Origin of the sequence: Mesorhizobium sp. WSM2240 (assembly GCF_040438645.1) — a bacterium.
In the GTDB taxonomy this organism is placed as follows: domain Bacteria; phylum Pseudomonadota; class Alphaproteobacteria; order Rhizobiales; family Rhizobiaceae; genus Allomesorhizobium.
In genome coordinates this window covers 3,185,456-3,208,218 of sequence record NZ_CP159253.1, presented here as the reverse complement: position 1 = coordinate 3,208,218, position 22,763 = coordinate 3,185,456, and the positions used below count along the sequence as shown (strand labels likewise).

The 22,763-nt window shown below is 62.7% G+C and carries 22 protein-coding genes and 1 pseudogene; 10 read left to right on the top strand and 13 right to left on the bottom strand.

What is annotated here, in order from left to right; translation table 11 throughout:
• Positions 1-8: 8 nt before the first annotated feature.
• The 3 genes from ABVK50_RS15975 to ABVK50_RS15965 form a co-directional block, all read right to left on the bottom strand.
• Positions 9-506, bottom strand: a complete 498-nt coding sequence (locus ABVK50_RS15975) for a RidA family protein (protein WP_353645653.1) — start codon at positions 504-506, stop codon at positions 9-11.
• A gap of 74 nt (positions 507-580) precedes the next feature.
• Entirely contained in the window at positions 581-1,033 is a 453-nt protein-coding gene (locus ABVK50_RS15970) for a cytochrome c (RefSeq protein ID WP_353645654.1), read from the bottom strand.
• 46 nt (positions 1,034-1,079) lie between these two features.
• A complete protein-coding gene (locus ABVK50_RS15965; RefSeq protein ID WP_353645655.1) occupies positions 1,080-2,681 on the bottom strand; it encodes a flavin monoamine oxidase family protein in 1,602 nt (533 codons plus the stop codon).
• Positions 2,682-2,955: 274 nt separating this feature from the next.
• Between ABVK50_RS15965 and ABVK50_RS15960 the strand changes: the two genes are divergently transcribed.
• From ABVK50_RS15960 to ABVK50_RS15945, 4 genes are all read left to right on the top strand, one after another.
• Entirely contained in the window at positions 2,956-3,387 is a 432-nt protein-coding gene (locus tag ABVK50_RS15960; protein ID WP_353645656.1) for a L,D-transpeptidase, read from the top strand.
• 136 nt (positions 3,388-3,523) lie between these two features.
• Positions 3,524-6,373 carry a molybdopterin oxidoreductase family protein gene (locus tag ABVK50_RS15955; RefSeq protein ID WP_353645657.1) on the top strand — a complete coding sequence of 950 codons (2,850 nt, stop codon included), beginning with the start codon at positions 3,524-3,526 and terminating at the stop codon, positions 6,371-6,373.
• Positions 6,370-7,134 (top strand): 4Fe-4S dicluster domain-containing protein, encoded by a 765-nt coding sequence (locus tag ABVK50_RS15950; protein ID WP_353645658.1) that lies wholly within the window; start codon positions 6,370-6,372, stop codon positions 7,132-7,134. Before ABVK50_RS15955 ends, ABVK50_RS15950 begins: the two co-directional genes overlap by 4 nt.
• Positions 7,135-7,137: 3 nt before the next feature.
• Entirely contained in the window at positions 7,138-8,064 is a 927-nt protein-coding gene (locus ABVK50_RS15945; RefSeq protein WP_353645659.1) for a DmsC/YnfH family molybdoenzyme membrane anchor subunit, read from the top strand.
• A gap of 4 nt (positions 8,065-8,068) precedes the next feature.
• On the opposite strand, the gene ABVK50_RS15940 is transcribed toward ABVK50_RS15945, so the two are convergent.
• The 7 genes from ABVK50_RS15940 to ABVK50_RS15910 all read right to left on the bottom strand — a co-directional run bounded on the left by ABVK50_RS15940 (position 8,069) and on the right by ABVK50_RS15910 (position 13,981).
• Positions 8,069-8,257, bottom strand: coding sequence for a hypothetical protein (locus tag ABVK50_RS15940; RefSeq protein ID WP_353645660.1), 189 nt, complete (start codon positions 8,255-8,257; stop codon positions 8,069-8,071).
• Positions 8,258-8,357: 100 nt separating this feature from the next.
• Positions 8,358-9,329 (bottom strand): lipid A biosynthesis lauroyl acyltransferase, encoded by a 972-nt coding sequence (locus ABVK50_RS15935; RefSeq protein ID WP_353645661.1) that lies wholly within the window; start codon positions 9,327-9,329, stop codon positions 8,358-8,360.
• Positions 9,330-9,335: 6 nt separating this feature from the next.
• Positions 9,336-10,364, bottom strand: a complete 1,029-nt coding sequence (locus ABVK50_RS15930) for a zinc-binding dehydrogenase (protein ID WP_353645662.1) — start codon at positions 10,362-10,364, stop codon at positions 9,336-9,338.
• Positions 10,365-10,514: 150 nt separating this feature from the next.
• Positions 10,515-11,786, bottom strand: coding sequence for a beta-ketoacyl-ACP synthase (locus tag ABVK50_RS15925; RefSeq protein WP_353645663.1), 1,272 nt, complete (start codon positions 11,784-11,786; stop codon positions 10,515-10,517).
• 17 nt (positions 11,787-11,803) lie between these two features.
• Positions 11,804-12,988: a beta-ketoacyl-ACP synthase gene (locus ABVK50_RS15920; RefSeq protein WP_353645664.1), complete on the bottom strand. Its 1,185-nt coding sequence runs from the start codon at positions 12,986-12,988 to the stop codon at positions 11,804-11,806.
• A gap of 43 nt (positions 12,989-13,031) precedes the next feature.
• A complete protein-coding gene (locus ABVK50_RS15915) occupies positions 13,032-13,316 on the bottom strand; it encodes an acyl carrier protein (protein ID WP_353645665.1) in 285 nt (94 codons plus the stop codon).
• Between the two features lie 110 nt (positions 13,317-13,426).
• Positions 13,427-13,981, bottom strand: a complete 555-nt coding sequence (locus tag ABVK50_RS15910) for a histidine phosphatase family protein (RefSeq protein WP_353645666.1) — start codon at positions 13,979-13,981, stop codon at positions 13,427-13,429.
• A 103-nt stretch (positions 13,982-14,084) separates the two neighbouring features.
• Here ABVK50_RS15910 and ABVK50_RS15905 point away from each other — a divergent pair, with 103 nt between their 5' ends.
• Positions 14,085-15,029, top strand: coding sequence for an AEC family transporter (locus tag ABVK50_RS15905; RefSeq protein ID WP_353645667.1), 945 nt, complete (start codon positions 14,085-14,087; stop codon positions 15,027-15,029).
• 15 nt (positions 15,030-15,044) lie between these two features.
• Here the strand turns inward: ABVK50_RS15905 and ABVK50_RS15900 are convergent, their stop codons facing one another.
• Positions 15,045-15,344, bottom strand: coding sequence for a hypothetical protein (locus ABVK50_RS15900; protein WP_353646953.1), 300 nt, complete (start codon positions 15,342-15,344; stop codon positions 15,045-15,047).
• Between the two features lie 300 nt (positions 15,345-15,644).
• On the opposite strand from ABVK50_RS15900, the gene ABVK50_RS15895 reads away from it, so the two are divergent.
• Together ABVK50_RS15895 and ABVK50_RS15890 are read left to right on the top strand one after the other, a co-directional pair.
• Positions 15,645-17,102: an NAD-dependent succinate-semialdehyde dehydrogenase gene (locus ABVK50_RS15895; RefSeq protein WP_353645669.1), complete on the top strand. Its 1,458-nt coding sequence runs from the start codon at positions 15,645-15,647 to the stop codon at positions 17,100-17,102.
• A gap of 38 nt (positions 17,103-17,140) precedes the next feature.
• Complete coding sequence (locus tag ABVK50_RS15890) at positions 17,141-18,160, top strand: aldose epimerase family protein (protein ID WP_353645670.1); 1,020 nt, start codon at positions 17,141-17,143, stop codon at positions 18,158-18,160.
• A 10-nt stretch (positions 18,161-18,170) separates the two neighbouring features.
• Here the strand turns inward: ABVK50_RS15890 and ABVK50_RS15885 are convergent, their stop codons facing one another.
• On the bottom strand, positions 18,171-19,091 hold the full coding sequence (locus ABVK50_RS15885; RefSeq protein ID WP_353645671.1) for a sugar kinase: 921 nt from the start codon (positions 19,089-19,091) through the stop codon (positions 18,171-18,173).
• 160 nt (positions 19,092-19,251) lie between these two features.
• Here ABVK50_RS15885 and ABVK50_RS15880 point away from each other — a divergent pair, with 160 nt between their 5' ends.
• The 3 genes and pseudogenes from ABVK50_RS15880 to ABVK50_RS15870 all read left to right on the top strand — a co-directional run bounded on the left by ABVK50_RS15880 (position 19,252) and on the right by ABVK50_RS15870 (position 21,653).
• Positions 19,252-19,695 carry a FixH family protein gene (locus ABVK50_RS15880; RefSeq protein ID WP_353645672.1) on the top strand — a complete coding sequence of 148 codons (444 nt, stop codon included), beginning with the start codon at positions 19,252-19,254 and terminating at the stop codon, positions 19,693-19,695.
• Positions 19,696-19,701: 6 nt separating this feature from the next.
• The gene (locus ABVK50_RS15875) at positions 19,702-20,907 is read left to right on the top strand and encodes a cytochrome c peroxidase (RefSeq protein WP_353645673.1); all 1,206 of its coding nucleotides are present in this window, start codon (positions 19,702-19,704) and stop codon (positions 20,905-20,907) included.
• Between the two features lie 460 nt (positions 20,908-21,367).
• Positions 21,368-21,653 (top strand): annotated as a pseudogene (locus ABVK50_RS15870) (GIY-YIG nuclease family protein).
• A gap of 542 nt (positions 21,654-22,195) precedes the next feature.
• On the opposite strand, the gene ABVK50_RS15865 reads toward ABVK50_RS15870, so the two are convergent.
• Positions 22,196-22,648 carry an Lrp/AsnC ligand binding domain-containing protein gene (locus ABVK50_RS15865; RefSeq protein ID WP_353645674.1) on the bottom strand — a complete coding sequence of 151 codons (453 nt, stop codon included), beginning with the start codon at positions 22,646-22,648 and terminating at the stop codon, positions 22,196-22,198.
• Between the last annotated feature and the right edge of the window lie 115 nt (positions 22,649-22,763).

Here is a 22,763-nt window from a genome sequence, read left to right as displayed (position 1 = left end):
GTGCGACCCTAAGGCCGCACCGCCGTAACCTCGATTTCGACCAGAAAGCCTGGATTGGCAAGGCCCGCGACCTGCACCACCGACCGGGCCGGCAGATTTGGCTGGGCCTTCGTGCCGAAGAATTGTGTATAGCCTTCCATGAAGCCGCCAAAATCCATTTTGCCGTCGTTGGCCGGATCGCCGACCAGGAACACCTGCATCTTCACCACGTCGCTCATCTTGAGATTAAGCCTCGTCAGCGTCGTCTCGATTGACTTGAACACCGATTCGGTCTGGGCCTTGGTATCGCCATAGGCCGCAACCGTGTTCTTGTCGGCCGCTTCGTCCGTTACCGACGGGACGGCGCCGCTGACATAGACAGTGGTCTTGCCGGCTGGCACCTCGACGGCCTGCGCGATCGGGAAATCGGAATCAGGAATCTTGTGGCGTACGATGTCCTGCGCCAAGGCGCTTGCCGTCATCATCATTCCAGCCGCAAGGGTGGCGGCGATCCGCAATCCGTTCATTTCTTTCTCCTTCTATCCGCGGGGTGGCGAGCCGACCAGCCTCATCACGATTGTGGTCGGGACGAGGCCGGGCCTTATCTGACGTCGGCGACATCCTGGGCCGACACCGGGTCCTTGTAGTTGTTGCCAAAGTGGGTGCGCACATAATTGACGACGGCGGCAACCTGCTCGTTGCTCATCATCTGGCCGACCGGCGGCATGCCTTTCAGGCCTTTCACCACGACGAAGACAGGGTAGCCGCCGGCTTCCAGATTTTCGTTCTTGGCGAGAGCAGGATATTTGCCCGCGCCGACCGCGCCCTGGCCCTCGCTCATATGGCAGGCCTGACAGACGCTGGCGTACAGCGCCGCGCCGGTCTGTTCCGCGAAGTTCGACGTGTCGCTGAGTGTCGGTTCGGCCGAATCCAGCGGCTGGTCTTCAGCGACGGCTTCCGATTCCTGGGCGAGCGTTCCCGACGTGGCCAGGGCGAAGGCAATCAGCGCCGAGGCGCCGACGAGGCAGAAGGCCCGAAACGACCGTGTCATCATGGTGATATCCTCGCGAGGCTGAGATGGGGATGAGCCGGCATGACGGTCACCCAGCGAGAACGCGCTGGTGCAGCCGCGACACCGCGTCCAGCGATGAGAGGATCGCGCCTTCCATCCACGCCGGGATATAGGAGGCGTGTTCGCCGGCGAGCACGATGCGCCCGTCTATCTGGCACAGATTGTCGTAGTGTTCCTTCCTCGCCTCTTCTGTCCAGTCGCCCGCGCAGCCCAACGTGAACGGAACACGGTGCCACGCGACCGCAATGCCGGTTTCGAATTCGTCTTTGTATTGCGGGTGAATCTGGGAGCCGTATTCGACAGCCAGCCTTACGCGTTCGGCGGGCGACATCGAGGTGAATTCGTAGGAGTTCGGTCCGTTCCAGGTGTAGCAGCCGAGCAGGACGCCCTTGCCCGTTTTGTTGAAATCCGTGCTCGGATAGGAAATCTGGGCGATCGGCAAGTCGGTGTAGCTGACCCCGCCGAAGATCAGATCGTCCTCCTCCCAGAAGCGGCGCTTGAACTGCAGGCCGACCTTGACCGATGAGGCGTAGGGCACCGCCTCAATCGCGGCTTGCATTGGCGCGCCGACATTGATCTCGATCTGGCTGAGAATCGTCAGCGGGATGGTGCAGATGCACCAGTCGGCAGACGCCTGTTGCGGCGTCCCTGGATTGTTCGTGTCTTCATAGGTGACTGTGACGCCGGTGTCGTTCTGTTCGATTTTGCTGACCTTGGCGTTGTATTTGATGAGGTCGCCGACCTCTCTGGCGAAGGCCTTGGCGATCATGTCGATGCCGCCGACCGGCTGGAACATGGTGGTCTGGAACTCGTAGAGGGCATAGTTGGCCAGATTACCCCATAGGCGGGAGTTCAGGATATCGGAGAGGCCGATCGGTTCGCCAGCGACCGGTGCCGCGCCGAGACCGCCGCCCGGATCCTTTTCGAAGCCGCGGAACTCCGACGTGTGGAGGCTGGCCCGGTAACCATAGTCAGCGTCTAGCGCGCCCCAGGATTTCAGTGCTTCCAGCAAGACCTCCTGGTCCTCTTTGGTGACGCTGCTCTCCAATTGGCTCTTCTGCGTCACCTTGGCCAGCAGTTCCGAGACGTGGCCGCGGAAGTCAGTCTTGATGTGGCGAACGCGCTGCGGTTTGCCGCCGAACGCTTTCGATGAATGCAGGAACGCGTTGTGGTTGAGTTGCTGGAAGGGCTCGAGCGTAACGCCCAGGCGCTTGCAGTAAGCAAGCAGGCCGTTGTGGTGATAGGGAATGCGCCACGGTCCCGGATTGAGATACATCCCTTCGTCAAACTCGCAGGTTTGCGTCTCGCCGCCAAGCTCGGTGTAGGTGTCGCCGCCGCGCAGCGTCCAGTTGCGGCCTCCAGCGCGGTCGTTGAATTCGAGGATCTGAACCTTGTAGCCGGCCTGACGCATTTCGAGCGCCGCGGTCATCCCGGCCAGCCCGGCGCCCAGGATGAGAACCGAAGCACCCTTCGGATCGCCGTCGAGCTTGAGCGGACCCTTGTAACCCGACTCCTCGGCAAGACCCAGGCTGGTCATCGCTTGATACATCACGGCGCTGCCCGCAGTCATTCCGATCAGCGATAGCAGTTCGCGCCGGCTTAAACCGTTAAATGATTGATTGCGCTGCATCTTAGTCCCTCCGGACGCGTGGTGTTTAAACACCGCCGCGCCATCGCCAACTCAGTTCGCACCGCCCGAAACAAAACTATGCCCTTATAGATTGAAGTCAACGAAACCGGTCCCATGGTGCAATCGTCGGCTTGCTGTGGCGCAACCTTCACGGGAAATTGTAAGGACCGACGGTCGCACAGTTTGGCAAATTTTTAGGAACTGGGTGTAAGCTTCTTCACATACCGAATGTGAAGGGGACGCTAGGTTTTTTGGTATTTGGGGGATCGAGCAAATGAGAAACAGAATTCTTCTCGCGCTTGCATTTGCGGGGCTGCTGCTTGGCGCTTCGGCGCAGGGCCATGCGGCCAGCTTGGTGGCGAACATCAACGTGTCCGATCAGACCATGACCGTGGTGAAGCACGGCCGCGTCATCCACACCTGGAAGGTCTCGACGGCGCGCAAGGGCTACATCACGCCACGCGGTACCTGGCGGCCGAAACGCATGCATAGAATGTGGCATTCGCGCAAATACGATATGTCGCCCATGCCGTATTCGGTGTTTTACCATGGCGGCTACGCCATCCACGGCACCAACTATGTCAAGAGCCTCGGACGGCCTGCCTCGCATGGCTGCGTGAGGCTCGCGACCGCCAACGCCGCCAAGTTCTACGCGCTGGTGAAGCAGATCGGACCGGGCAACACGCGCATCGTCGTCAGGAACTGAGCGGCGTCGAGGCGACAGCCGCCGAAACGATTCTGTTATGGCGGTTATGTCTATACAAATTTCCCCCTAAAATGCCGTTTTCGGGCATTTCATTTGGGGTAGGGCGTCTGTAGACATTGGCGGAGGAGCTCCGCCGATGAATTCCACTCCGCGTGTCGCGCTGTCCGAGCCCGTCGGCGACGAAGTGCGCAAGACGACATGCTACATGTGCGCGTGCCGGTGCGGCATCAATGTCCACATCAAGGACGGCAAGATCCGCTACATCGAAGGCAATCGCGATCATCCGGTCAATCGCGGCGTGCTCTGCGCCAAGGGCTCGGCCGGCATCATGCAGCACTATGCGCCGGCGCGGCTAAGGGCGCCGCTGAAGCGGGTAGGGCCGCGCGGCTCGGGCGAATTCCAGGAAATCTCGTGGGAAGAAGCCCTCGGCATCGCAACCGGTTGGCTCGACGGCGTGCGCCAGTCCGATCCGAAAAAGCTCGCCTTCTTCACCGGCCGCGACCAGTCGCAGTCGCTGACCGGCTTTTGGGCGCAGCAATTCGGCACGCCCAACTATGCAGCTCATGGCGGCTTCTGCTCGGTCAACATGGCGGCGGCGGGCATCATGACCATCGGCGGCGCGTTCTGGGAATTCGGCGCGCCGGACTGGGACCGGACAAAGCTGTTCGTCATGTTCGGGGTCGCCGAGGACCACGATTCCAACCCGCTCAAGATGGGCATCGCCAAGGTCAAGAAGAACGGCGCGCGTTTCGTCTCGGTCAATCCCGTGCGGACCGGCTATTCGGCGGTCGCCGATAACTGGATCGGCATCCGTCCCGGTACGGACGGGCTGCTGATCCTGGCTGTGGTGCACGAGCTGCTGAAGGCGCGGAAAATCGATGTCGACTACCTCATGCGCTATTCCAACGCGCCGTGGCTTGTCATCGATGCTCCGGGAACGGCGGAACACGGGCTGTTCGCCCGCGATGCCGACGGCAGGGCGGCGGTATTCGAAACGGTCACCGAGCGCATCGTTCCGCAAGGCACTACCGGCGCAAGGCCAGCGCTGTCCGGGCGCTATATGCTCGAGGACGGGCGCTTCGCCGTGCCTTCCTTCCAGCTTCTGGCGGAAAAGTACCTCGACCCGAAATACGCGCCCGAGGCCGTGGCTGGCGAGACGGGCGTTGCCGTCGAGGTCATTCGCGGCTTGGCCGCCGAGATCGCCCGCGTCGCCTTCGACGAAGCCATCTCCATCGACCAGCCCTGGACCGACATGAACGGCGAGCGCCACGACAGCTTCGTCGGCCGGCCGGTGTCCTTCCATGCCATGCGCGGCCTCTCGGCCCATTCCAACGGTTTCCAGACGGCGCGCGCGCTACACATGCTGCAGGTGCTGATCGGCGCGGTCGACTGCCCGGGCGCGTTCCGTTTCGAGCCGCCCTATCCGAAGCCCGTCGAAGCGCATCCGACGCCGCATGGGAGAGCGGAACATTTCGGCTCGAACAAACCGCTGTCGGGCCCGCATCTCGGCTTTCCGCGAGGGCCCGAAGACCTGCTCATCGATGCCAACGGCAAGCCGACGCGCCTCGACAAGGCTTTCTCGTGGGATGCGCCGATCTCGGTCCATGGCCTGATGCACATGGTCATTTCCAACGCGCATGCCGGCGACCCTTATCCGATCGACGTGCTGTTCCTCTACATGGCCAACATGGCTTGGAACTCGTCGATGAACACCGCCGGCGTGATAAAAATGCTGGAGGACAAGGATCCCGCAACCGTTGAATACAAAATTCCGAAAATCATTTATTCGGACGCCTATGCGTCGGAAATGGTCGCCTATGCCGATCTGGTGCTGCCGGACACGACTTATCTGGAGCGCCACGACTGTATCTCCATGCTCGACCGGCCGATCTCCGAGCCGGACGCCGTGCAGGATGCGATCCGCTGGCCGGTGATCGAGCCTGACCGGGACGTGCGCGGTTTCCAGACGGTGCTTCTCGATCTCGGGGCGCGGTTGAGGCTGCCGGGGTTCGTCGATCATCGCGGTCGCGCGCTCTACAGCGATTACGCCGACTACATCGTGCGCCATGAGCGCCGGCCGGGCATCGGGCCGCTGGCCGGATTTCGCGGGCCGAACGGCGATCGCGTCGGCCGCGGGGCCGCCAATCCCGATCAGATCAAGCGCTATATCGAGAATGGTTCCTTCTTCTCGGCGCACATCCCGCTCGAAGCGCAATTCTTCAAACACGCCAACAGGGCGTATCAGGATCTCGCTGTGCGGATGGGCTTTTTCGATACGCCCCAGCCGGTGATTTTCCAGCTTTACCAGGAGTCGCTGCAAAAATTCCGGCTATCGGCGGAAGGACTGCGCGAGCCGTTCGCGCCCGAAACCCATCGCCGGCGCATCCTAGATACGTTCGATCCGCTGCCGTTCTGGTACCGGCCTTTCGAGGAGGAAATCGTCGATCGCCAGATCTATCCCTATCACGCAATCACGCAGCGGCCGGCGGCGATGTATCACTCCTGGGGCTCGATGAATGCCTGGCTGCGCCAGATCCACACGAAGAACCCGCTTTATGTGCCGGGACCGATCTGCGACGAAATTGGCTTGGCTGATGGCGACTGGGTGTTCCTGACCTCGCACCATGGCCGGATCAAAGTGGAGATCGCTCGTATGGAGGCTGTAAACTCCTCGACGATATGGACCTGGAACGCGATCGGCAAGCGGGAAGGGGCCTGGGCCTTGGATCGCGACGCGCCGGAAGCCAGAAAAGGCTTTCTGATGAATCACTTGATCAACGAACTTCTGCCGCCGAAAGGCGACGGCATGCGCTGGTCGAACTCCGACCCGATCACTGGGCAGGCGGCCTGGTATGACCTTCGCGTGCGCATCGAGAAGGCGGAACCCGCCGAGTTGAGCGAGCCGCGCTTTGCGCCTGTCGCCCTGCCTCGGGAGCCGCATGAACGGCCGTCCGAACTGCGCTACGGGCAGGAGTGGGCGAAGTGACGCTTCTTCCCGCTCAGCCAACGCCAAAAAAGCTCGGACTGGTCATAGATCTCGATGTCTGCGTCGGCTGCCATGCCTGTGTCGTCAGCTGCAAGGAATGGAACACCGGCGGTTATGGCTCAGCCCTGTCGGACCAGCATCCTTACGGCGCGGGCGTTTCCGGCGCCTGGCTGAACCGCGTGCATACATTCGAAGTGGTACCCGAAGGGGGCGAGGTCGTCGGCGAGGCCGGCGAAGCGCGGATCGTGCATTTCCCGAAATCCTGCCTGCACTGCGAGGACGCGCCGTGCGTCACCGTCTGCCCGACTGGCGCATCCTACAAGCGGGCAGAGGACGGCATCGTGCTGGTCGACGAGAATATGTGCATCGGTTGCGGACTCTGCGCGTGGGCTTGCCCATATGGGGCGCGCGAGATGGATCTGGCGGCCGGTGTGATGAAGAAATGCACGCTCTGCATCGACCGCATCTACAACGAGACAATCGCGGAGGTTGACCGGATTCCGTCCTGCGTCCGGACCTGCCCGGCCAATGCCCGGCATTATGGCGATTTGGCGGACCCGACTTCAGCCGTGTCGGTCATGGTCGCGGAACGCGGCATGGACCTGATGCCGGAGCAGGGGACACGGCCCGTCAACAAATATTTGCCGCCGCGCCCGCGCAAGCCGCTAGCTGACAGCGCGCATTCGCTGCCGCTCGCGGAAAATACCGACGGAGCAAAAGGCTTCTTTGCCTGGCTCGACGGCGTGCTGGACCGCATCTGATACATGCACCCGGCTTTCTCTATCATCGTCTTCACCACCTTTTCGGGCCTCGGTTACGGCTTGGCGGCAGTGCTTGGGCTGGGCCTGCTCGATCCCGCCGCTACGGCGACGAAAGTCGCGCATCTATTAGGGCTGGCGCTGATCGCCACGGGGCTTTTGTCGTCGACGCTGCATCTCGGCAATCCGCAGCGCGCTTGGCGGGCATTGTCGCAGTGGCGCTCGAGCTGGCTGTCCCGGGAAGGCGTGATGGCGCTGATCACCTTCGTGCCGCTGGTCTGGTCGGCATGGGCGTCGCTGTTCGAAGGCCGCTACCTGGCAGCGCCCGGCCTGATCGGTGCAGTGTTCTGCGCGATGACCGTATATTGCACGGCGATGATCTACGCCTCGATCAGATCGGTGCAGGCGTGGCACACGCCGCTGACGCCGCTTTGTTACCTCATGTTTTCGGCAGCAGGCGGGCTTGTACTGACGAGCTTCTTCGGCTTTGCCGGCGCGGGTTCGGCGGTGCTCGTACCGGCGCTCGCCGTGCCGGTCATAGTGGCGGCATGGACCGCAAAACTGTTCTGGCGGCACCGCATGCGAACGCTGCGGCCGATCTCCACGCCGGAAACGGCCACCGGGCTTGGCCCGATCGGTCGCGTAAGGCTGCTTGAGCGGCCTCATGTCAATGAAAACTACCTGACCCGTGAAATGGGCTTCAAGATCGCCCGCAAGCACGCGGCCAAGCTGTCGGTGATCGCCTTCCTGCTCGGCGGGGCAGCGCCTGTCCTGCTGCTCCTTGTGCTGCTCCTGGCCGGGGCGGGCGCTGGCCTGTCAGCTTCGTTGATCGCATTGCTGGCCGGATGCTGCTATGCCGCGGGCGTGTTTGTGGAGCGCTGGTTGTTTTTTGCCGAAGCGCGCCACTCGGTGATGAATTATTACGGCGGTTGACCGTTCAGCGTTTCTGCAGCTCGACTTTAGCGGTATCGTCGGCCGGCCGCTCGGAGTGAATTTCCTCGACCTGCCTGATCAGCCTGTGGATCGCAATCTTTTGTGCGTCGCGCTCGGAGCGACGCTGGATGCCCCAAGGTGTCCAAAGTGGCGCGCTGGCGCCCCTCGGCTTAATTTCCATGTTTTCGGTCATGCACTCGCCTCGTGTGAATCACGATGTATGATCACGATAAGTAAACGAGTGAAATCTGTTTTTGTTGCGGCAGCCAATCAAATGTTTGAGAAAACGATAGTCAGGGCCGTCTGGAATTGGTCTTAAGTTTTTTGCGCCGCCTTCGCTCGCGCTTGGATAGGCCCCAGCGCTTGTGGAACCACATCCACTGGCCCGGGTCCTCACGGACCCACCGCTCGACAACATCATTGAGCAATTGTGCCGTAGCTGTCACATCGACCCTGCCCTCGGCATCCCGCGGCAGGTCGATCTTCTCCTCGATTTCGAGCCGAAACCGGTTGCCGGGCAACCGCACGCAGCGAGCCGGATAGACATCGCAATCATACTGGCGTGCAAGCTTCGGCAAAAGAGGGCTGGTTTCGCACTCCCGACCGAAAAACTGCGTTCTGATCCCATAACGGAACTTCTGGTCGACCAGAACGCCGATCGTACCGTTCGCTTCCAGTATCCGCGCCAAGGTGAAGGCCGCGCCGGTTCTCGAGGCGAGCAATTCGCCCATCGACGAACGCCGCGTCGAAAGGATGTAGTCGGCGATGTAGGGATTGTTGGGCGGGCGGAACAAAGCCGTGACCTTCATGCCGTAGGCGGCGCCGCCAATCGGTAGAAGTTCGAAATTGCCGAGATGGCCGGTGAAGATGATGGTCGGCTTGGCTTCCGCTGCAATTCGTTCGAAAAGCCTTTCGCCGCGGACTTCCACGCGTCCGGGAGTTTCTGCCTGGGGATCGTAATCGAACAGTTGGTCGAGGAAAATGTACTCGGCCCCGAGGCGCGCCATATTGCCCCACATGTCAGAGGCGATGGCCTGTATCTCGGCTTCGCTCTTTTCCGGATAGGCCTTGCGCAGATTATGGAGCGCGACGCGATGACGTCCGAACCATGGCCCGATGCGCCTCGCCGCGCGATCGGCGAAGTCCAGCGCCCTGTCAGTTGGGAGCAGCCGCAGCACGCGCAGGACCGAAAGCGCGATCTGCGCGGTCAGCCAGTAATTGGCCTGCTTCAAGGCCTGGGTCAGGCGGTAAATAAAGGCCTTCACCGCGACTTAACTCACGCGGAGAATGATCTTGCCGAACACGTCGCGGCCTTCCATGCGCATCAGCGCCGCGTCGATCGAGCCGAAGTCGACCTCGGTGTCGATAACAGGAGCAACGATGCCGGCCGCCATCTTCTGCATGGCGTCGGCCATATTCTCCATGCGGCAGCCGAAGGAGCCGAGGATCTTCAGTTGCTGCTGGAAGAGCTGCATCAGGTTCATCTGCGTCGAGACGCCGGAGGTCGAGCCGCAAGTCACGAGGCGTCCGCCGCGCTTCATCGACAGCATGGAGCCCGCCCAGGTGTCGGCGCCGACATGCTCGAACACCACGTCGACGCCCTTCTTCTTGGTCAGCTTGCGCACGACGCCCTCGAACCGGTCCTCGCGATAGTTGATGACATGGTCTGCCCCGAGCGCTTTGGCCTTGTCGATCTTGTCGTTGGAACCAACCGTAGTAATGACGGTACAGCCCATCTTCTTGGCGAGTTGGATCGCAGCGGTGCCGATGCCGGAGCCGCCGGCCTGGACGAGGATCGTCTCACCGGGCTCGAGCCTGGCATTGTCGAACAGCATGTGCTCGACGGTGCCGAACGTCACGGGCGCAACGGCTGCGCCGATGTCGGTAACGCCGGGAGGGGCGGGGACCAGAAGCCGCGCCGGCAGGTTGATCTTCTCCTGCGCGAAGCCGTCGAGGTGGAAGCCGTGCACGCCTGAAACATGGTCGCAAAGATTGTCGCGGCCTTCGCGGCAAGCGCGGCAAAGGCCACAGGTGCGTGCTCCGTAGATGGAAACGAGTTGCCCCGGCAGAAGCCCGGCGACGCCCGGCCCCACAGCCTCCACCTCGCCGGAAGCCTCGGCGCCGACGACCAGCGGCAGCTTGCGCTTGGCAAAGGCCATGCCGCGCCAGCCCCAGACGTCGATGTGGTTCAGCGCGACCGCCTTGATACGTAGCGTTACTTCGCCGAGCGCAGGAGCCGGCGGCGGCGCGATCTCGACCGTTTCGAGCTTTCGGTCTTCGATGAGTTGCAATGCGCGCATAGGTGCCTGTGATTAGGAACTAGAATGGTGCGTCCTTCGAGGCTCGCTCGACTAGGATAATAGAGGCTTGCGCCCTGCGGTCCTCATCCTGAGGTGCGAGCGAAGCGAGCCTCGAAGGACGCACAATGCTAAAAGGGTCGGTGGCCGCTACTAGACGGGTTCACGAGCCATGACAAGGCAGGTGTTCTGTCCGCCGAAGCCGAAGGAATTGGACAATACGGTTGCGACTTCGGCGCTGCGCTTGGCGTTCGGCACGACGTCGAGCTCGATCGCCGGATCGGGATTGTCATAGTTGATCGTCGGCGGAATGACGCTTTCGGACATGGTCATCAGCGAAAAGGCGGCTTCGATCGCGCCTGCTGCCGAAAGCGTGTGGCCGATCATCGACTTGTTCGACGATATCGGCATCGAACGCATCCGCTCGCCGAACACGGTCGAGAGCGACATGTGCTCCATCTTGTCGTTTTCGGGTGTCGAGGTGCCGTGGGCGTTGACATAGGCGATGCCGTCGACGCCCAGCCCCGCGTCATCCAGCGCGGCTTTGACGGCAGCGATGGCCGGCGATCCGTCCGGTTTGGAGCGCGTGCGGTGGAAGTCGTCGGCCTTTTCGCCGCAGCCGCGCACTATGCCGAGCACCTTCGCACCGCGCGCAAGCGCGCTTTCCAGCGATTCCAGCACCAACGCCGCCGAGCCTTCAGCAAGCACGAAGCCGTCACGGTCCTTGGAGAAAGGCTTCGAAGCCTTTTCGGGGATGTCGTTATGGGTCGAAAGGGCGGAGAGCAGCGAGAAGCGGATCAGCGCCTCGGCGGTCGCCGAACCGTCGGCGCCGATCGACAGAGCGCGCTCGCATTCGCCGCGCCTGATCGCCTCGACGCCGAGCTGGATCGCCGTGGCGCCCGAGGCGCAGGCGGTCGAAAGCGTGATCGGCAGTCCGCGCGTGCCGAAACGGTCGGCCAGGCGGTCGGCAATCGAGCCGAATTGCGAGGTTTCAAAGACGTTGAGCGAATTCAAGCTGCGCGCAACGGCCAAAAGCCGGTCCGCGGCGCTGCCTTCCCTGCCGGTATTGTAAAGCGAAAATCGCTCGCTCCAGTCTAGTTCCATCGGCGGCGATGCAAGGAAGAGCGGACCGCCGAAATCTCCGGCATCGACACCCGCCTCGGCAACCGCCTCCTGCGCGGCCGTTTCCGCGAGCTCGTAGGTTAGTGCGCTGGCGCCCTTTTGGCTGGAGGCCAGGAAATCCACCGTACCGGCAATGCGTGTGTTCAGGTGATCGACGGGAAAGCGCACGATCGGGTGGATGCCCGATTTGCCCGATGTCAGTGCGGCCCAGTTGTCGGCCTTGCCGACACCAAGCGAGGTCACCACGCCGATGCCGGTGACGGCCACGACCGGCCTGCCGAGATGGTCCGTATAACTAGTCATATTAGTTCTCCGGCAATTTAGTCGGCCGCGATGAGCGCCGTGCCTTCGAAATAGTGGTAGCCGACCGCGGTCGCCAGCACCGATTGCGGAATTCCCTCGAACGGCTTTTCAGAAGCTTCGTCGAAGGGCGGATAGCCGGCTTTCCTGTCGACAGCGAGCGCCGCCAGTGCAACGGCGAAGGGAAACTGCGCTTCCTTCATATGGCCGGTCAGCGTTCCGAAGCCGCGCGATGCGATCGAGGGATTTTTGTCCAGCGCCGATTTTTCGGCCTTGGTCGCGGCATGCGCGCCGGATGCGCCAGAGATTGTCAGCAACGGGCCGTTGGCTGTAGCAGCCTTGCCGAGCAGGCTGGCTACCGATTGTTCGAGATCCTCATTGCCGCGCCGCGAGCGGCCCGAGACGACCGCCTCCAGTTGCGCATAAATATGCCGGCCGCGTGCTGCAGCGTGCTCGCGCGATTCCAGCACAAGAAAGGCCGCGCCCGATCCGGTGATCACGCCGCCGCCTTCCGCCCCCTGCCTCTGCCAGACCGGCTTCCACGGCCCACGATGCAAATAGCCGCCGAGTTCGTAGCCCAGGAGCATGTCGGGATGCTCGGTCTGGAAAGCTCCGCCGACCAGGACATGCGTAGCCTGGCCCGAGCGGATGCGCGCTGCGGCGGTCTCCACGGCCGAAACGCCGGCGCCTTCCTCGCCCATGAAGGTGCGCGAGGAGCCGGTGACCTTGTGCACGATCGAGATGTTGCCGGCGAGCAGGTTGGACAGTTGCGCCAGGAAGAGGGTAGGGCGAAGCTCCGTCGTCAGCTTCTCGTTGAGCAGCACGTCGCGGTCGGTGCGGCTTTCGGATGCCGCGAGAATGCCTGAATCCACCGCCTCGTCGCGCTCGCCGCCGCCGGCTGCAACCACCATGTCCATGGTCGCGCAGAGGGCTTCGTCGCCCTTGATGCCGGCATCGTCGAGCGCCAGCCCGGCGGTGTAGGTGCCGAGACGCTGCCAGGTCTCCATCTGGCGCTGGTCGCCGCGCTTGGCGATCTGCAAGCCCCAATCGATCTCAGGCAAGGGATGGATGACGTAGGGCGGATAGCGCTCGGCATCGATGACCGGTTCGGGCTGTCCCGTCAGCTTTTGCCAGTGCGCGTCGGCGCCTTCGCCCAGCGACGAAACGAGGCCGATGCCGGTAATGACGACGTCGTTGGGACTCATGGGCGGTCGTTTCGGGTTAAGGCGCTCTGTCCCGTTGGAGGAATCAGGCGGCGGTCTTCGCCGCGACGAGGCCGTCGATCTTCGCGCACAGGTTCTTCATCAGGAAATATTCGTCTGTGGACGCCTTGCCGTCATTCACGTCCTGCGTCCACTTTTCGAGCGGCACTTTGATGCCGAATTCCTTGTCGATCGCAAAGACGATGTCGAGGAAATCGAGGCTGTCTATGCCTAGATCGTCGATGGTGTGGCTGTCGGGTGTGATTGTGTCGCGATCAATCTCGCTCGTTTCGGCGATGATGTTTGCGACTTTGTCGAATGTCGTTGACACGATTTTTCCTTCGATTTGCGGGCGGGAGACTCCGCGTATGTTTGGTCCGGCTCTCTAATCGGTTTTTCCCGGCAGGAAAAGACCCTATCCTCCGTGCGTCCCCGCAGGTCTCAATTGAAAATGATGCGGCCGATGACGTCCAGGCCTTGGTCGTTGGCCCTTACGATTATCGCCTCGCCCTCCCGGGCGGTGACGCCGGTCAGCGCCTTGATGTTCTCCCGATGGGTGATGAGGATGAGATTGCCCGAGCCGGAATAGGCGCGAATCTCGTCGATCACGGCTTTGTTCTGCGCCTCGACCGTCTTCTCGTCTGTGCTCAGAAGGTCGAGCGCTTCCATGGGCTCCGGATCGTTGTCGCTGAATGCAAGGCGGGCGGTCTCGAGCGCACGGCAGTAGCGGCTCGAAAGCACCCGCTCGGTCGGCGCCGCGCGCGCCAGGAACAGCGCGCCGATCTTGCGCGCCTGCTGCTGGCCGCGATCCGACAGCCTTCGTTGCGTACTGCAATCGTCGATCTTGAAGCGTGCCGGTTCGGCAGCTCCTGGCGACATGGCATGGCTCAGCAGCACCACCTGCTCGCCTTCGCGCAGCAGCGCCCAGCCGGCCTCGGTGGCTTCGGCCGGGGCAAAGGCGAGCAGCGAAAGAAGGACAATCAAGGCTCGACGCATTCAGGATCCTTAGCGCTAGGATGATATAGGGACGCGAAAGTCGATTGAAAGACAAGCTTTGACAGGTGGTTGCGCCGCTTTCTCCGCTCGCCTATCAGGCGGCATGTCTCCGCTCACCGAAACCGTGCTGTTCGTCTTCGCGCTCGTCGCGCTCGGCTACCTTGCCGGGCTGACCGGCTATCTCAAAGCCGAAACTGGAGACGCGCTGTCGCAATTTGCCGTCGGCGTGGCGCTGCCGTTGCTGCTGTTCCGCACGATGGTAAAGGCAGACTTCCATGGTGCGGCCCCGTGGTCGCTCTGGGCGACCTATTTTGTCTCAGTGGCTGTCGTCTGGACCTGCGGTCATCTCGTAACCACCCGTGTTTTTGGACGAGAGGCGCAGGCGGGGGTCGTCGGCGGCGTCGCGGCCTCGTTCTCGAACCTTCTGCTGCTCGGTGCTCCCTTCATGCTCGGCATCTTCGGGCAGGAAGGTTTCGAGATCCTCTCGCTCATCCTCTCAGTGCATCTGCCGACGATGCTGATGGCGTCTATCATTCTTTTCGAGATTTTCGGGCGCGGCGGCGGCGTCCATCCTCTCCAGATCGTCAGGGAGTTCCTCCGCAAGATCTTCGTCAATCCGTTGGTCATCGGCATCCTCGCCGGCCTGATATGGCGTGCGACGGGTATGGCGCTGCCCGGGCTCGCTGCCCGGCTGGTCGATGCGCTTGCCGACATCGCCGGCCCCGTGGCGCTGTTTGCGATGGGATTCGGCCTGCGGAAATTCGGATTGTCGGGAAACATCCGGCCGGCGCTCACGCTCACCGCGCTCAAGCTCTTCCTGATGCCGGCGGTGGCGCTGGGCATGGCGATGCTGCTCGGCCTGCCGCCGCTTTCGGCCAAGGTCGCCGTCGCGGCCGCTGCGCTGCCGTCCGGCGTCAATTCCTACCTCATTGCGATGCAATTCGGCACGGGGCAGGGGCTGGCCTCCAACCAGTTGACGATCGCCACGGCCTGTGCGGTCGTGACCACGGCTTTCTGGCTGACCGTCGCGCAGGCGGTTTTCGGCTAGGGGATACTGAACCGACTACGCCGCTCCCGTTTGCTGCAAAATAAGAATGACCAGAAATACCAATAGCATGCAGCCCATCAATATCGCCAAGATTGCGCAGCCATAGAGAACGTTGCGGAAACTGCCGATTGTGATTTGCCTGACCGGAACTTTGAAACGTCTTTCCTTGAAAGATTCGTATGTCGTATCGACCAACACGGTCGTATTATTCGACATGCCCAGCCGCTTCGAGATGCGGTAGACAACGAAATAGATGGCGGCGACGCCCAAGGCACAAACAACGAAAGCCATTCTGTCGAACTCTGTGGCCGGCAAGCCTGTTTGTATCCCACACGGAGATTGGATTTGCGAGCCGAAAGCTTGAAATCAAGGCACCGCCTACGCCGTCGTCACCACCGCGTTTTGCCTGACCGTCGCGTAGGCGGTTTTCGGCTAGGACTGGACCAGCAAGCGGCGGATCATTGCGATTGATCGCGCGGCGGGCGCTGGAGTAAGAGATTGCCCGGCAACGCGAATGGCGGATGGTCGGTTCTGAAAAACGGTCGCGGCCGCAGGAGCCGCCATTCGTCCAACAATTCCGGAACAGCGCCACAGCGCGCTGATGAGAGGCGACCAATGCTCCAGAAAACCAGCCACTACATGCGCCAGGCAAACCTCATCGGCGGCAAATGGGTTCAGGCCGATTCCGGCGCGACGATCGACGTGATCAATCCGGCCAACGGCCAGAAGCTTGGCACCGTGCCGAAATCCGGCGCCGCCGAGACCCGCCGCGCCATCGAGGCGGCTGACCAGGCATTCCAGGGCTGGCGCAAGACTTCGGCGCTGGAGCGCTCGAAACTGCTGCGCAAGCTGCACGACGCGATCATGGACAATCAGGATTCGCTGGCCGAACTGCTGACCATGGAGCAGGGCAAGGCGCTGTTCGAGGCCAAGGGCGAAGTCGCGATTTCGGCCGCCTATATTCTTTGGTTCGCCGAGGAGGGCCGCCGCACTTACGGCGACGTCGTTCCGTCGCCATGGGCCGACCGCCGCATCATCGTCACCAAGCAGCCGGTCGGCGTCATAGCTGCGATCACGCCGTGGAATTTTCCATCCTCGATGCTGGCGCGAAAGATCGGACCGGCTTTGGCTGCCGGCTGCACCGCCGTCGTCAAGCCTGCTTCGCAGACGCCGTATTCGGGCCTTGCCTGGGGCGCGCTCTGCGAAGAGGTCGGCTTCCCCGAGGGCGTCGTCAATATCGTCACCGGTTCGGCCGGCGAGATCGGCGACGAAATCTGCGCCAATCCGCTGGTGCGCAAGCTGACCTTCACCGGCTCCACGGAGATCGGCAAGATTCTGATCCAGAAATGCGCCTCGACGGTCAAGAAGGTGTCGATGGAGCTCGGCGGCAATGCGCCGTTTCTCGTTTTCGACGACGCCGATATCGACCGTGCGGTCGAGGGGGCAATCGTCGCCAAATACCGGAATTCCGGCCAGACCTGCGTCTGCACAAACCGCTTCTTCGTGCAGGCAGGCATCTATGATGCGTTTGTGGAGAAATTCGCCGCCGCGACGGCGAAACTCAAAGTCGGCCCCGGCCTTGACCAAGGCACCACGCAAGGGCCGCTGATCGACGACAAGGCAGTCGCCAAGGTCGAGGAATTCATCGACGACGCCAAAGCCAATGGCGGCAAGGTGGTCGCCGGCGGCAAGCGGCATGCGTTGGGTGGCTCGTTTTTCGAGCCGACGGTGATCTCCGGTGCGACGCCGAAGATGCGCTTCATGAAGGAAGAGATCTTCGGACCTGTCGCGCCTGTCTTCAGGTTTGACACCGAAGAAGAGGCCGTCCGGCTCGCCAACGACACCGAATTCGGCCTTGCCTGCTATTTCTACACCGGCGATCTCGGTCGGGCATTCCGCGTCATGGAAGGGCTGAAATATGGCATGGTCGGCGTCAATGAAGGCCTGATCACTACTGTCGAGGCGCCGTTCGGCGGCGTGAAGGAGTCGGGCCTCGGCAAGGAAGGCGGCCATCAGGGCATCGAAGATTATCTCGACACCAAATATGTCTGCATCGGCGGCCTCGGCCTCTGAGGCTGCTCGACTTCAACGCAATCCGATGGGTGGGCGCAATGGCGGACGACGAAGTCTTCGGGACGACGGGTGAGGGCGAGGCCGTGCGGCGGGTTTCGATCGCCGGCGGCGGCCTGTCGGCTAAAATCCTTGGCTGGGGCGCGGTGGTGCAGGATCTGCGGCTCGCCGGCCACGATGCGCCTCTGGTTCTCGGCTTCGACCGGTTTGACGACTATCCGGCGCTCTCGCCCTATTTTGGCGCGATTGTGGGCCGCCATGCCAACCGCATCCGCAACGGTCGCTTCATCATCGCCGGCCAGCATTGCCAGATCGATGCCGAGCATCCCGAAAAGCACGGCCTGCATGGCGGCTCCAACGGCTATTTCAGGCGCATATGGGAGATCGACGAAGCGGGCGAAGATTTCGTGACGCTTTTCCTGCGCGACCCCGATGGGGCGATGGGATTTCCGGGCGCGCTCGACGTCCGCTGCACCTACAAGCTTCAGAACCCCGGTGTGTTGTCCATCGAACTCACTGCGACGTCGGACGCGCCGACTTTGTGCAATCTCGCTCATCACTCCTACTTCAATCTCGACGACGGCGGCAGCGGCGACATTCTCGACCATCGGATGACGGTCAACGCCTCAGCCTACCTTCCGGTCGACGATTCCTTGATCCCGACAGGGGTGGTCCGGCCTGTCGACGCGACGCCGTTCGATTTTCGCCTGGCCCGCACCATCCGCATGGAAAGCGAGGGCGAGCAACTCGAGTACGACCATAATTTCTGCCTTGCGGCCGCACGCGGCCCCCTCAGGCAAGCCGCCTGGATGCAAGGCGCTTCGTCCGGCGTCGAGATGGAAGTCTGGACCACCGAGCCCGGCCTGCAATTTTACATCGGCCAGCACCTGAACCCCGACGCGGCAGGACTCGGCGGCCGGCGCTACGGAAAGTTTTCAGGCTTTTGCCTGGAGCCGCAGACCTGGCCGGATTCGCCCAACCGGCCGTATTTTCCGCAGGCGACTCTGCTGCCGGGCGAAACCTATCGCCAGACGACGGAATATCGGTTCAGGCGAGTCTGACCGGCTAAGGCTACCGGTCGAAGGCCAGCTTGAGAAGTTCGAACGGCGCCAGCGCGCCGCGCACCTGCACAACGGTCGCTGCGACGCGGTGAGCGCGCTTGGCGGCTTCGGCGGGTGCGAGCCCGAGCAGGCGGGCCGCGAGATAGGCGCCGTTGAAGCTGTCTCCCGCTCCGGTCGTGTCGACCGGGCTCGCCACATGAATGGCAGGCGATTCGAACGTGTCGCCGTAATGGAGGATCAGCGCCGGCTGCTCGCCGTTCTTGACCACGACTTCGGCTGCGCCGGCATGCTCCAGCCGTCTTGCCGTTGCCTCCAGGGACGGATCGCCGAACAGCACCTCCTCGTCCGGGAATGTCGGCAGCGCAATATCGGTGACGGCCAGCGCCTCGTCGATCGCAGCGCGCGCGACGGTAGCATCCGGCCACAGTTTTGGCCGGTAATTGGGATCGAAGGCTATGTGGGCGCCGTGCTCGCGCGCCTTGGCCACAGCATCGAGAAAGACGCGCCGCGCCGGCTCCGCCAGAATTGCCAAAGTGATTCCGGAAAAGTAGATAAGCTCCCGGTTTTCAAGGCTTTTCGACAAGGCAAGGGGATCATCGGCGAGCCGGCGGGCGGCCGCGTCGTTGCGCCAATAAGTGAAGGAGCGCTCGGCCCCGGTGAGCGTGATCGCATAGAGCCCCGGCCGCGCCCCCGGCAGGATCGGGCTGTTCGCGATGCCGATATCATGGGATTTGAAGAATTCGATCTGGCCGTTCGAGAACGGATCGTCGCCGAAGGCGGAGACGTAGTCGACATGATGGCCCGGCATCAGCGCGCGCATCGCCCAGAGCGTGTTGAAGGTGTCGCCGGCATAGGCCATTCGCCACAGGCTGCTGCCCTGGCTCGACAGTTCGATCATGCACTCGCCGACTGCCGCAATGCCGTGCGCCATACAGTTCCTCCTTCGCTGACGATTCCCTCTATACTGCATGATGCCGGTTGCGGATAACAATTTGGCCGATGCAAGCGCGCGCAAAAATTGTCCTTGACCTTCCAGCAGGTGTAAGCCTTACGCCCTGCAACGGAATTTGGCGGCCAGCGAGGACAAGTGCATGAAACTCACCCGGAAAAGCCTGCTTGTGGCCGCTGTTGCGCTCGCCGTCGTCGTCGTTGCCGGCGGCATGGTGGCCATGCATATGATGGCGCCGCCGGCCGACCTCGATCTCTCCCGATCTAAGGCCACGGAAAAGGGTGTATTTCTCGCTTCCGTCGAACCGGAAGCCGGGTCGTTCGAGCAGGGCGAGATGCATTCGTGGGTGCTGACTATCCAGCAGCCTGATGGAACGCCTGTGGAGGACGCCAGCATCGCGGTGGATGGCGGCATGCCGCAGCATGGTCATGGCCTTCCCACCAGCCCCCAGATTACAGGCCATCTCGGCGATGGCCGCTACCGCGTCGAAGGCGTGAAGTTCAACATGAGCGGTTGGTGGGTCCTGCGGTTTGCCATCTCGACCTCTGACGCGGCTGACGAAGCCGTCTTCAACCTGACGCTTTGATCGACCATGCTGCCGCGGCCTGTCATATTGGCGGTTGGACTTGTAGCGGTCCTGACGCTCGACGGCTGTAGCGGGTCTGATTTCACAGAGCAGGAGAGGGCGGTCATCGGCTCGCTGTCGCTTTCGGCGCTGCCGCCGCTGCAGCCGGACCCGACGAACCGCTACGCCGATCTGCCGGCGGCGGCCGCCTTCGGGGCGACGCTGTTCTTCGAGCAGCGGCTCAGCCGCGACGGCAATGTGTCGTGCGCGACCTGTCATCTCCTCGATCGCCAGTTCCAGGACGACCGGCCGCTCGCAGTCGGGGTTGGGACCACCAACCGGCGCACCATGCCGCTCGCCGGCGTGGCGCGAAGCCCCTGGTTCTTCTGGGACGGGCGAAAGGACAGCCTGTGGTCGCAGGCGCTCGGGCCGCTCGAAGACGAGCGCGAACATGCCGGCAACCGCACTGCCTACGCGCATTTCGTCAGCCGGGAGTTCGGCGACCGCTATGAGAGAATTTTCGGGCCGCTGCCGGACCTTTCGGGGTTGCCCGACGACGCAGGCCCGCTGGGCACCGAGGCCGAAAAGGCGGCCTGGAAGGGGATGACAGGGGAGCAGCGGGCCGGGATCGACGAGGTGTTCGCCAATCTGGGCAAGGCGATCGCCGCCTTCGAGCGATCGATCGTCCATGAGCCGACGCGCTTCGACAAATTCGCCGATGCGGTGGCAGCCGGGCGTGAACCGGAAGGCGAGGCGGCTTTGTCGGACGAGGAAATCCATGGGCTGAAGCTCTTCATCGGCAAGGCCGATTGCGTGACCTGCCACAACGGCCCGCGCTTCACCGATGATCATTTCCACAATACCGGCGTTCCGGCGGCGAAGGGACTGCCCGAAGACCGCGGCCGCGAGACGGCTGTCGCCAAGGTTTCCGCAGATCCGTTCAACTGCTTCGGCGTATTTCGCGACGGCGGCGAGGACGCCTGCGGCGAGTTGCGCTTCATGGTCAAGTCGGGCGAGGCGCTGAAGCGCGCCTACAAGACACCGTCCCTGCGCGGCGCCGCCACCCGCCCGCCCTATATGCATTCGGGCCAGATCGCGACCTTGGAAGATGTCGTGGACCACTACAACACCGCGCCGGCAAGCCCGCAGGGCACGTCGGAACTGCATCCGCTCGGCCTGTCGGAACGGGAGCGCGCCGCACTCATCGCGTTCCTGAAAACGCTGGCGGAGTAGACGTCCAAAGTTGCTGCGTTCTTCATCGTGTTTCCTCCTTGTCCATGGGCGTGCGGGATCGTTCCCGCGCCTTGTTCCAAAAGGCCGGGAAGCGGACGCGGAGACCGCGCCTCACTCAATTGAAAATGCGGCGCGGTCTCACGCGTCCGCCGGCGCTCTTGCCCTGGGAAGGAGGGTGCATTGGAGCACGCTGTCCTTCCCGTCGGGCCCGGACCTGGGGGCTCATCACCCAGCCGCGTCACCGATTCACGCGGCCGGCCCGGACGCCGCCTCCCGCCTCGCTCATCCGGTTCATGACCCGAGTTCCCGCGCGGGAGGTGAGCACAGAATAAGAGCGCTGCGAGGGGTGTGGATGAGGCTTAAGAAAATAATCCTGACAGATGCTGACAGGAGGGCAGCGCGGTGCGTGAGGGTGCTGGGACCGATTGCCGGCGGCGTCAGCGCCGCCTAGCGGCGCCGCATGACCGGCTATGTCTATATGACCGCGAGCCAGAAGCGCGGCGCAATCTACATCGGCGTCACCGACTCGCTCGGCCGGCGCATGCCGGAGCATAGGGCGTGCAGGTTCGCGGTTTACCGCGCGCTATAGCGTGCAGCGGCTGGTCTGGTACGAGGAGCACTTCGACATACGGGATGCGATCCAGCGCGAGAAGTCGCTGAAGCGCTGGCCGCGGCAGTGGAAGATCGACCTGATCGAGAAGACGAATCCGGAATGGCACGAGCTGTTTCGCGGAACGGGTTGGTGACGTCGTGTGTCAGTGCCGTAAAGCGTTGCTGCGAAGCACAGGCGTTGGCGATTAGCTTCCAACGCTCCTGCTTTCGTCATCCTCGGGCTCTGACCCGAGGATCCATGCCGTGACCTTTCGGGCAGCTGAGGCGGTGCAGAAAAGAGCGCTCGTTCTGCGCCGCCGAGCACTGCCGAGATGGTACGGCATGGATCCTAGGGTCTCCGCTACGTCGCTTCGCTCCTGCTCCGCCCTAGGATGACGAAGAGGAGGGGCGGTCCTGCCAATCGCCGGCGTTGGCGATTGGCCATGAACCGCCATGCCTTCGTCATCCTCGGGCTCTGACCGAGGATCCATGCCGTGACCTTCGGGACGGCTGAGGCGGTGGAGAAAAGAGCGCTCGTTCTGCGCCGCCGGAGCACTGCCGCGAGGGTACGGCATGGATCCTAGGGTCTCTGCTACGTCGCTTCGCTCCTGCTCCGCCCTAGGATGACGAAGAGGAGGGGTGGCGCCGCCAATCGCCGGCGTTGGCGATTGCCGCGAAGGACGCGCTCGGCAAAGTCTCAACGGTCCTTCACAGTCTCCATCGCCACGAAGGTCGAGGTCTGCGAGACGTGCGGCAGCGCCGAAATGCGCTCGCCGAGAACGCGGCGGTAAGCGGCGATGTCCTTGGTGCGTACCTTCAGCAGATAGTCGAAACTCGCCGCCATCATGTGGCACTGCTCGATCTCGGGCACGCCCTGGACCGCCCGGTTGAAGGCGTCGAGCGCGGCGGAGCGGGTGTCCGACAGCGTGACCTGGACGAAAGCGACATGGCCTTCGCCCATGCGCTCGCGGTCGATGACCGCCGAATAGCCGCGGATGAAGCCTGCGCCTTCCAGACGCCGCACGCGCGCCTGCACCGGCGTCTTCGACAGGCCAACCTTCGCCGCCAGTTCCGCCATCGACAGGCGGCCATCGCGCGACAGCGCGGCCATGATGTTGCGGTCGATGCGGTCCAATTGATCTTCGTTCATGGAATGACAGGCGCAGATGCGGTTCTACTGGGCTCATTAATAGGCCAAATGGCCTGTATGGTCCAGCTTTTCGGTCCAAATCGAATTTCTGTTTGTGATAGCTTGAGCCGATCAT

Bases quoted from the DNA above. Each gene is read 5' to 3' on its own strand.
- ABVK50_RS15975 (WP_353645653.1), bottom strand. From the start codon at position 506: ATGAACGGATTGCGGATCGCCGCCACCCTTGCGGCTGGAATGATGATG.
- ABVK50_RS15970 (WP_353645654.1), bottom strand. From the start codon at position 1,033: ATGATGACACGGTCGTTTCGGGCCTTCTGCCTCGTCGGCGCCTCGGCG.
- ABVK50_RS15965 (WP_353645655.1), bottom strand. From the start codon at position 2,681: ATGCAGCGCAATCAATCATTTAACGGTTTAAGCCGGCGCGAACTGCTA.
- ABVK50_RS15960 (WP_353645656.1), top strand. From the start codon at position 2,956: ATGAGAAACAGAATTCTTCTCGCGCTTGCATTTGCGGGGCTGCTGCTT.
- ABVK50_RS15955 (WP_353645657.1), top strand. From the start codon at position 3,524: ATGAATTCCACTCCGCGTGTCGCGCTGTCCGAGCCCGTCGGCGACGAA.
- ABVK50_RS15945 (WP_353645659.1), top strand. From the start codon at position 7,138: ATGCACCCGGCTTTCTCTATCATCGTCTTCACCACCTTTTCGGGCCTC.
- ABVK50_RS15940 (WP_353645660.1), bottom strand. From the start codon at position 8,257: ATGACCGAAAACATGGAAATTAAGCCGAGGGGCGCCAGCGCGCCACTT.
- ABVK50_RS15930 (WP_353645662.1), bottom strand. From the start codon at position 10,364: ATGCGCGCATTGCAACTCATCGAAGACCGAAAGCTCGAAACGGTCGAG.
- ABVK50_RS15925 (WP_353645663.1), bottom strand. From the start codon at position 11,786: ATGACTAGTTATACGGACCATCTCGGCAGGCCGGTCGTGGCCGTCACC.
- ABVK50_RS15920 (WP_353645664.1), bottom strand. From the start codon at position 12,988: ATGAGTCCCAACGACGTCGTCATTACCGGCATCGGCCTCGTTTCGTCG.
- ABVK50_RS15910 (WP_353645666.1), bottom strand. From the start codon at position 13,981: ATGCGTCGAGCCTTGATTGTCCTTCTTTCGCTGCTCGCCTTTGCCCCG.
- ABVK50_RS15905 (WP_353645667.1), top strand. From the start codon at position 14,085: ATGTCTCCGCTCACCGAAACCGTGCTGTTCGTCTTCGCGCTCGTCGCG.
- ABVK50_RS15895 (WP_353645669.1), top strand. From the start codon at position 15,645: ATGCTCCAGAAAACCAGCCACTACATGCGCCAGGCAAACCTCATCGGC.
- ABVK50_RS15890 (WP_353645670.1), top strand. From the start codon at position 17,141: ATGGCGGACGACGAAGTCTTCGGGACGACGGGTGAGGGCGAGGCCGTG.
- ABVK50_RS15885 (WP_353645671.1), bottom strand. From the start codon at position 19,091: ATGGCGCACGGCATTGCGGCAGTCGGCGAGTGCATGATCGAACTGTCG.
- ABVK50_RS15880 (WP_353645672.1), top strand. From the start codon at position 19,252: ATGAAACTCACCCGGAAAAGCCTGCTTGTGGCCGCTGTTGCGCTCGCC.
- ABVK50_RS15875 (WP_353645673.1), top strand. From the start codon at position 19,702: ATGCTGCCGCGGCCTGTCATATTGGCGGTTGGACTTGTAGCGGTCCTG.
- ABVK50_RS15865 (WP_353645674.1), bottom strand. From the start codon at position 22,648: ATGAACGAAGATCAATTGGACCGCATCGACCGCAACATCATGGCCGCG.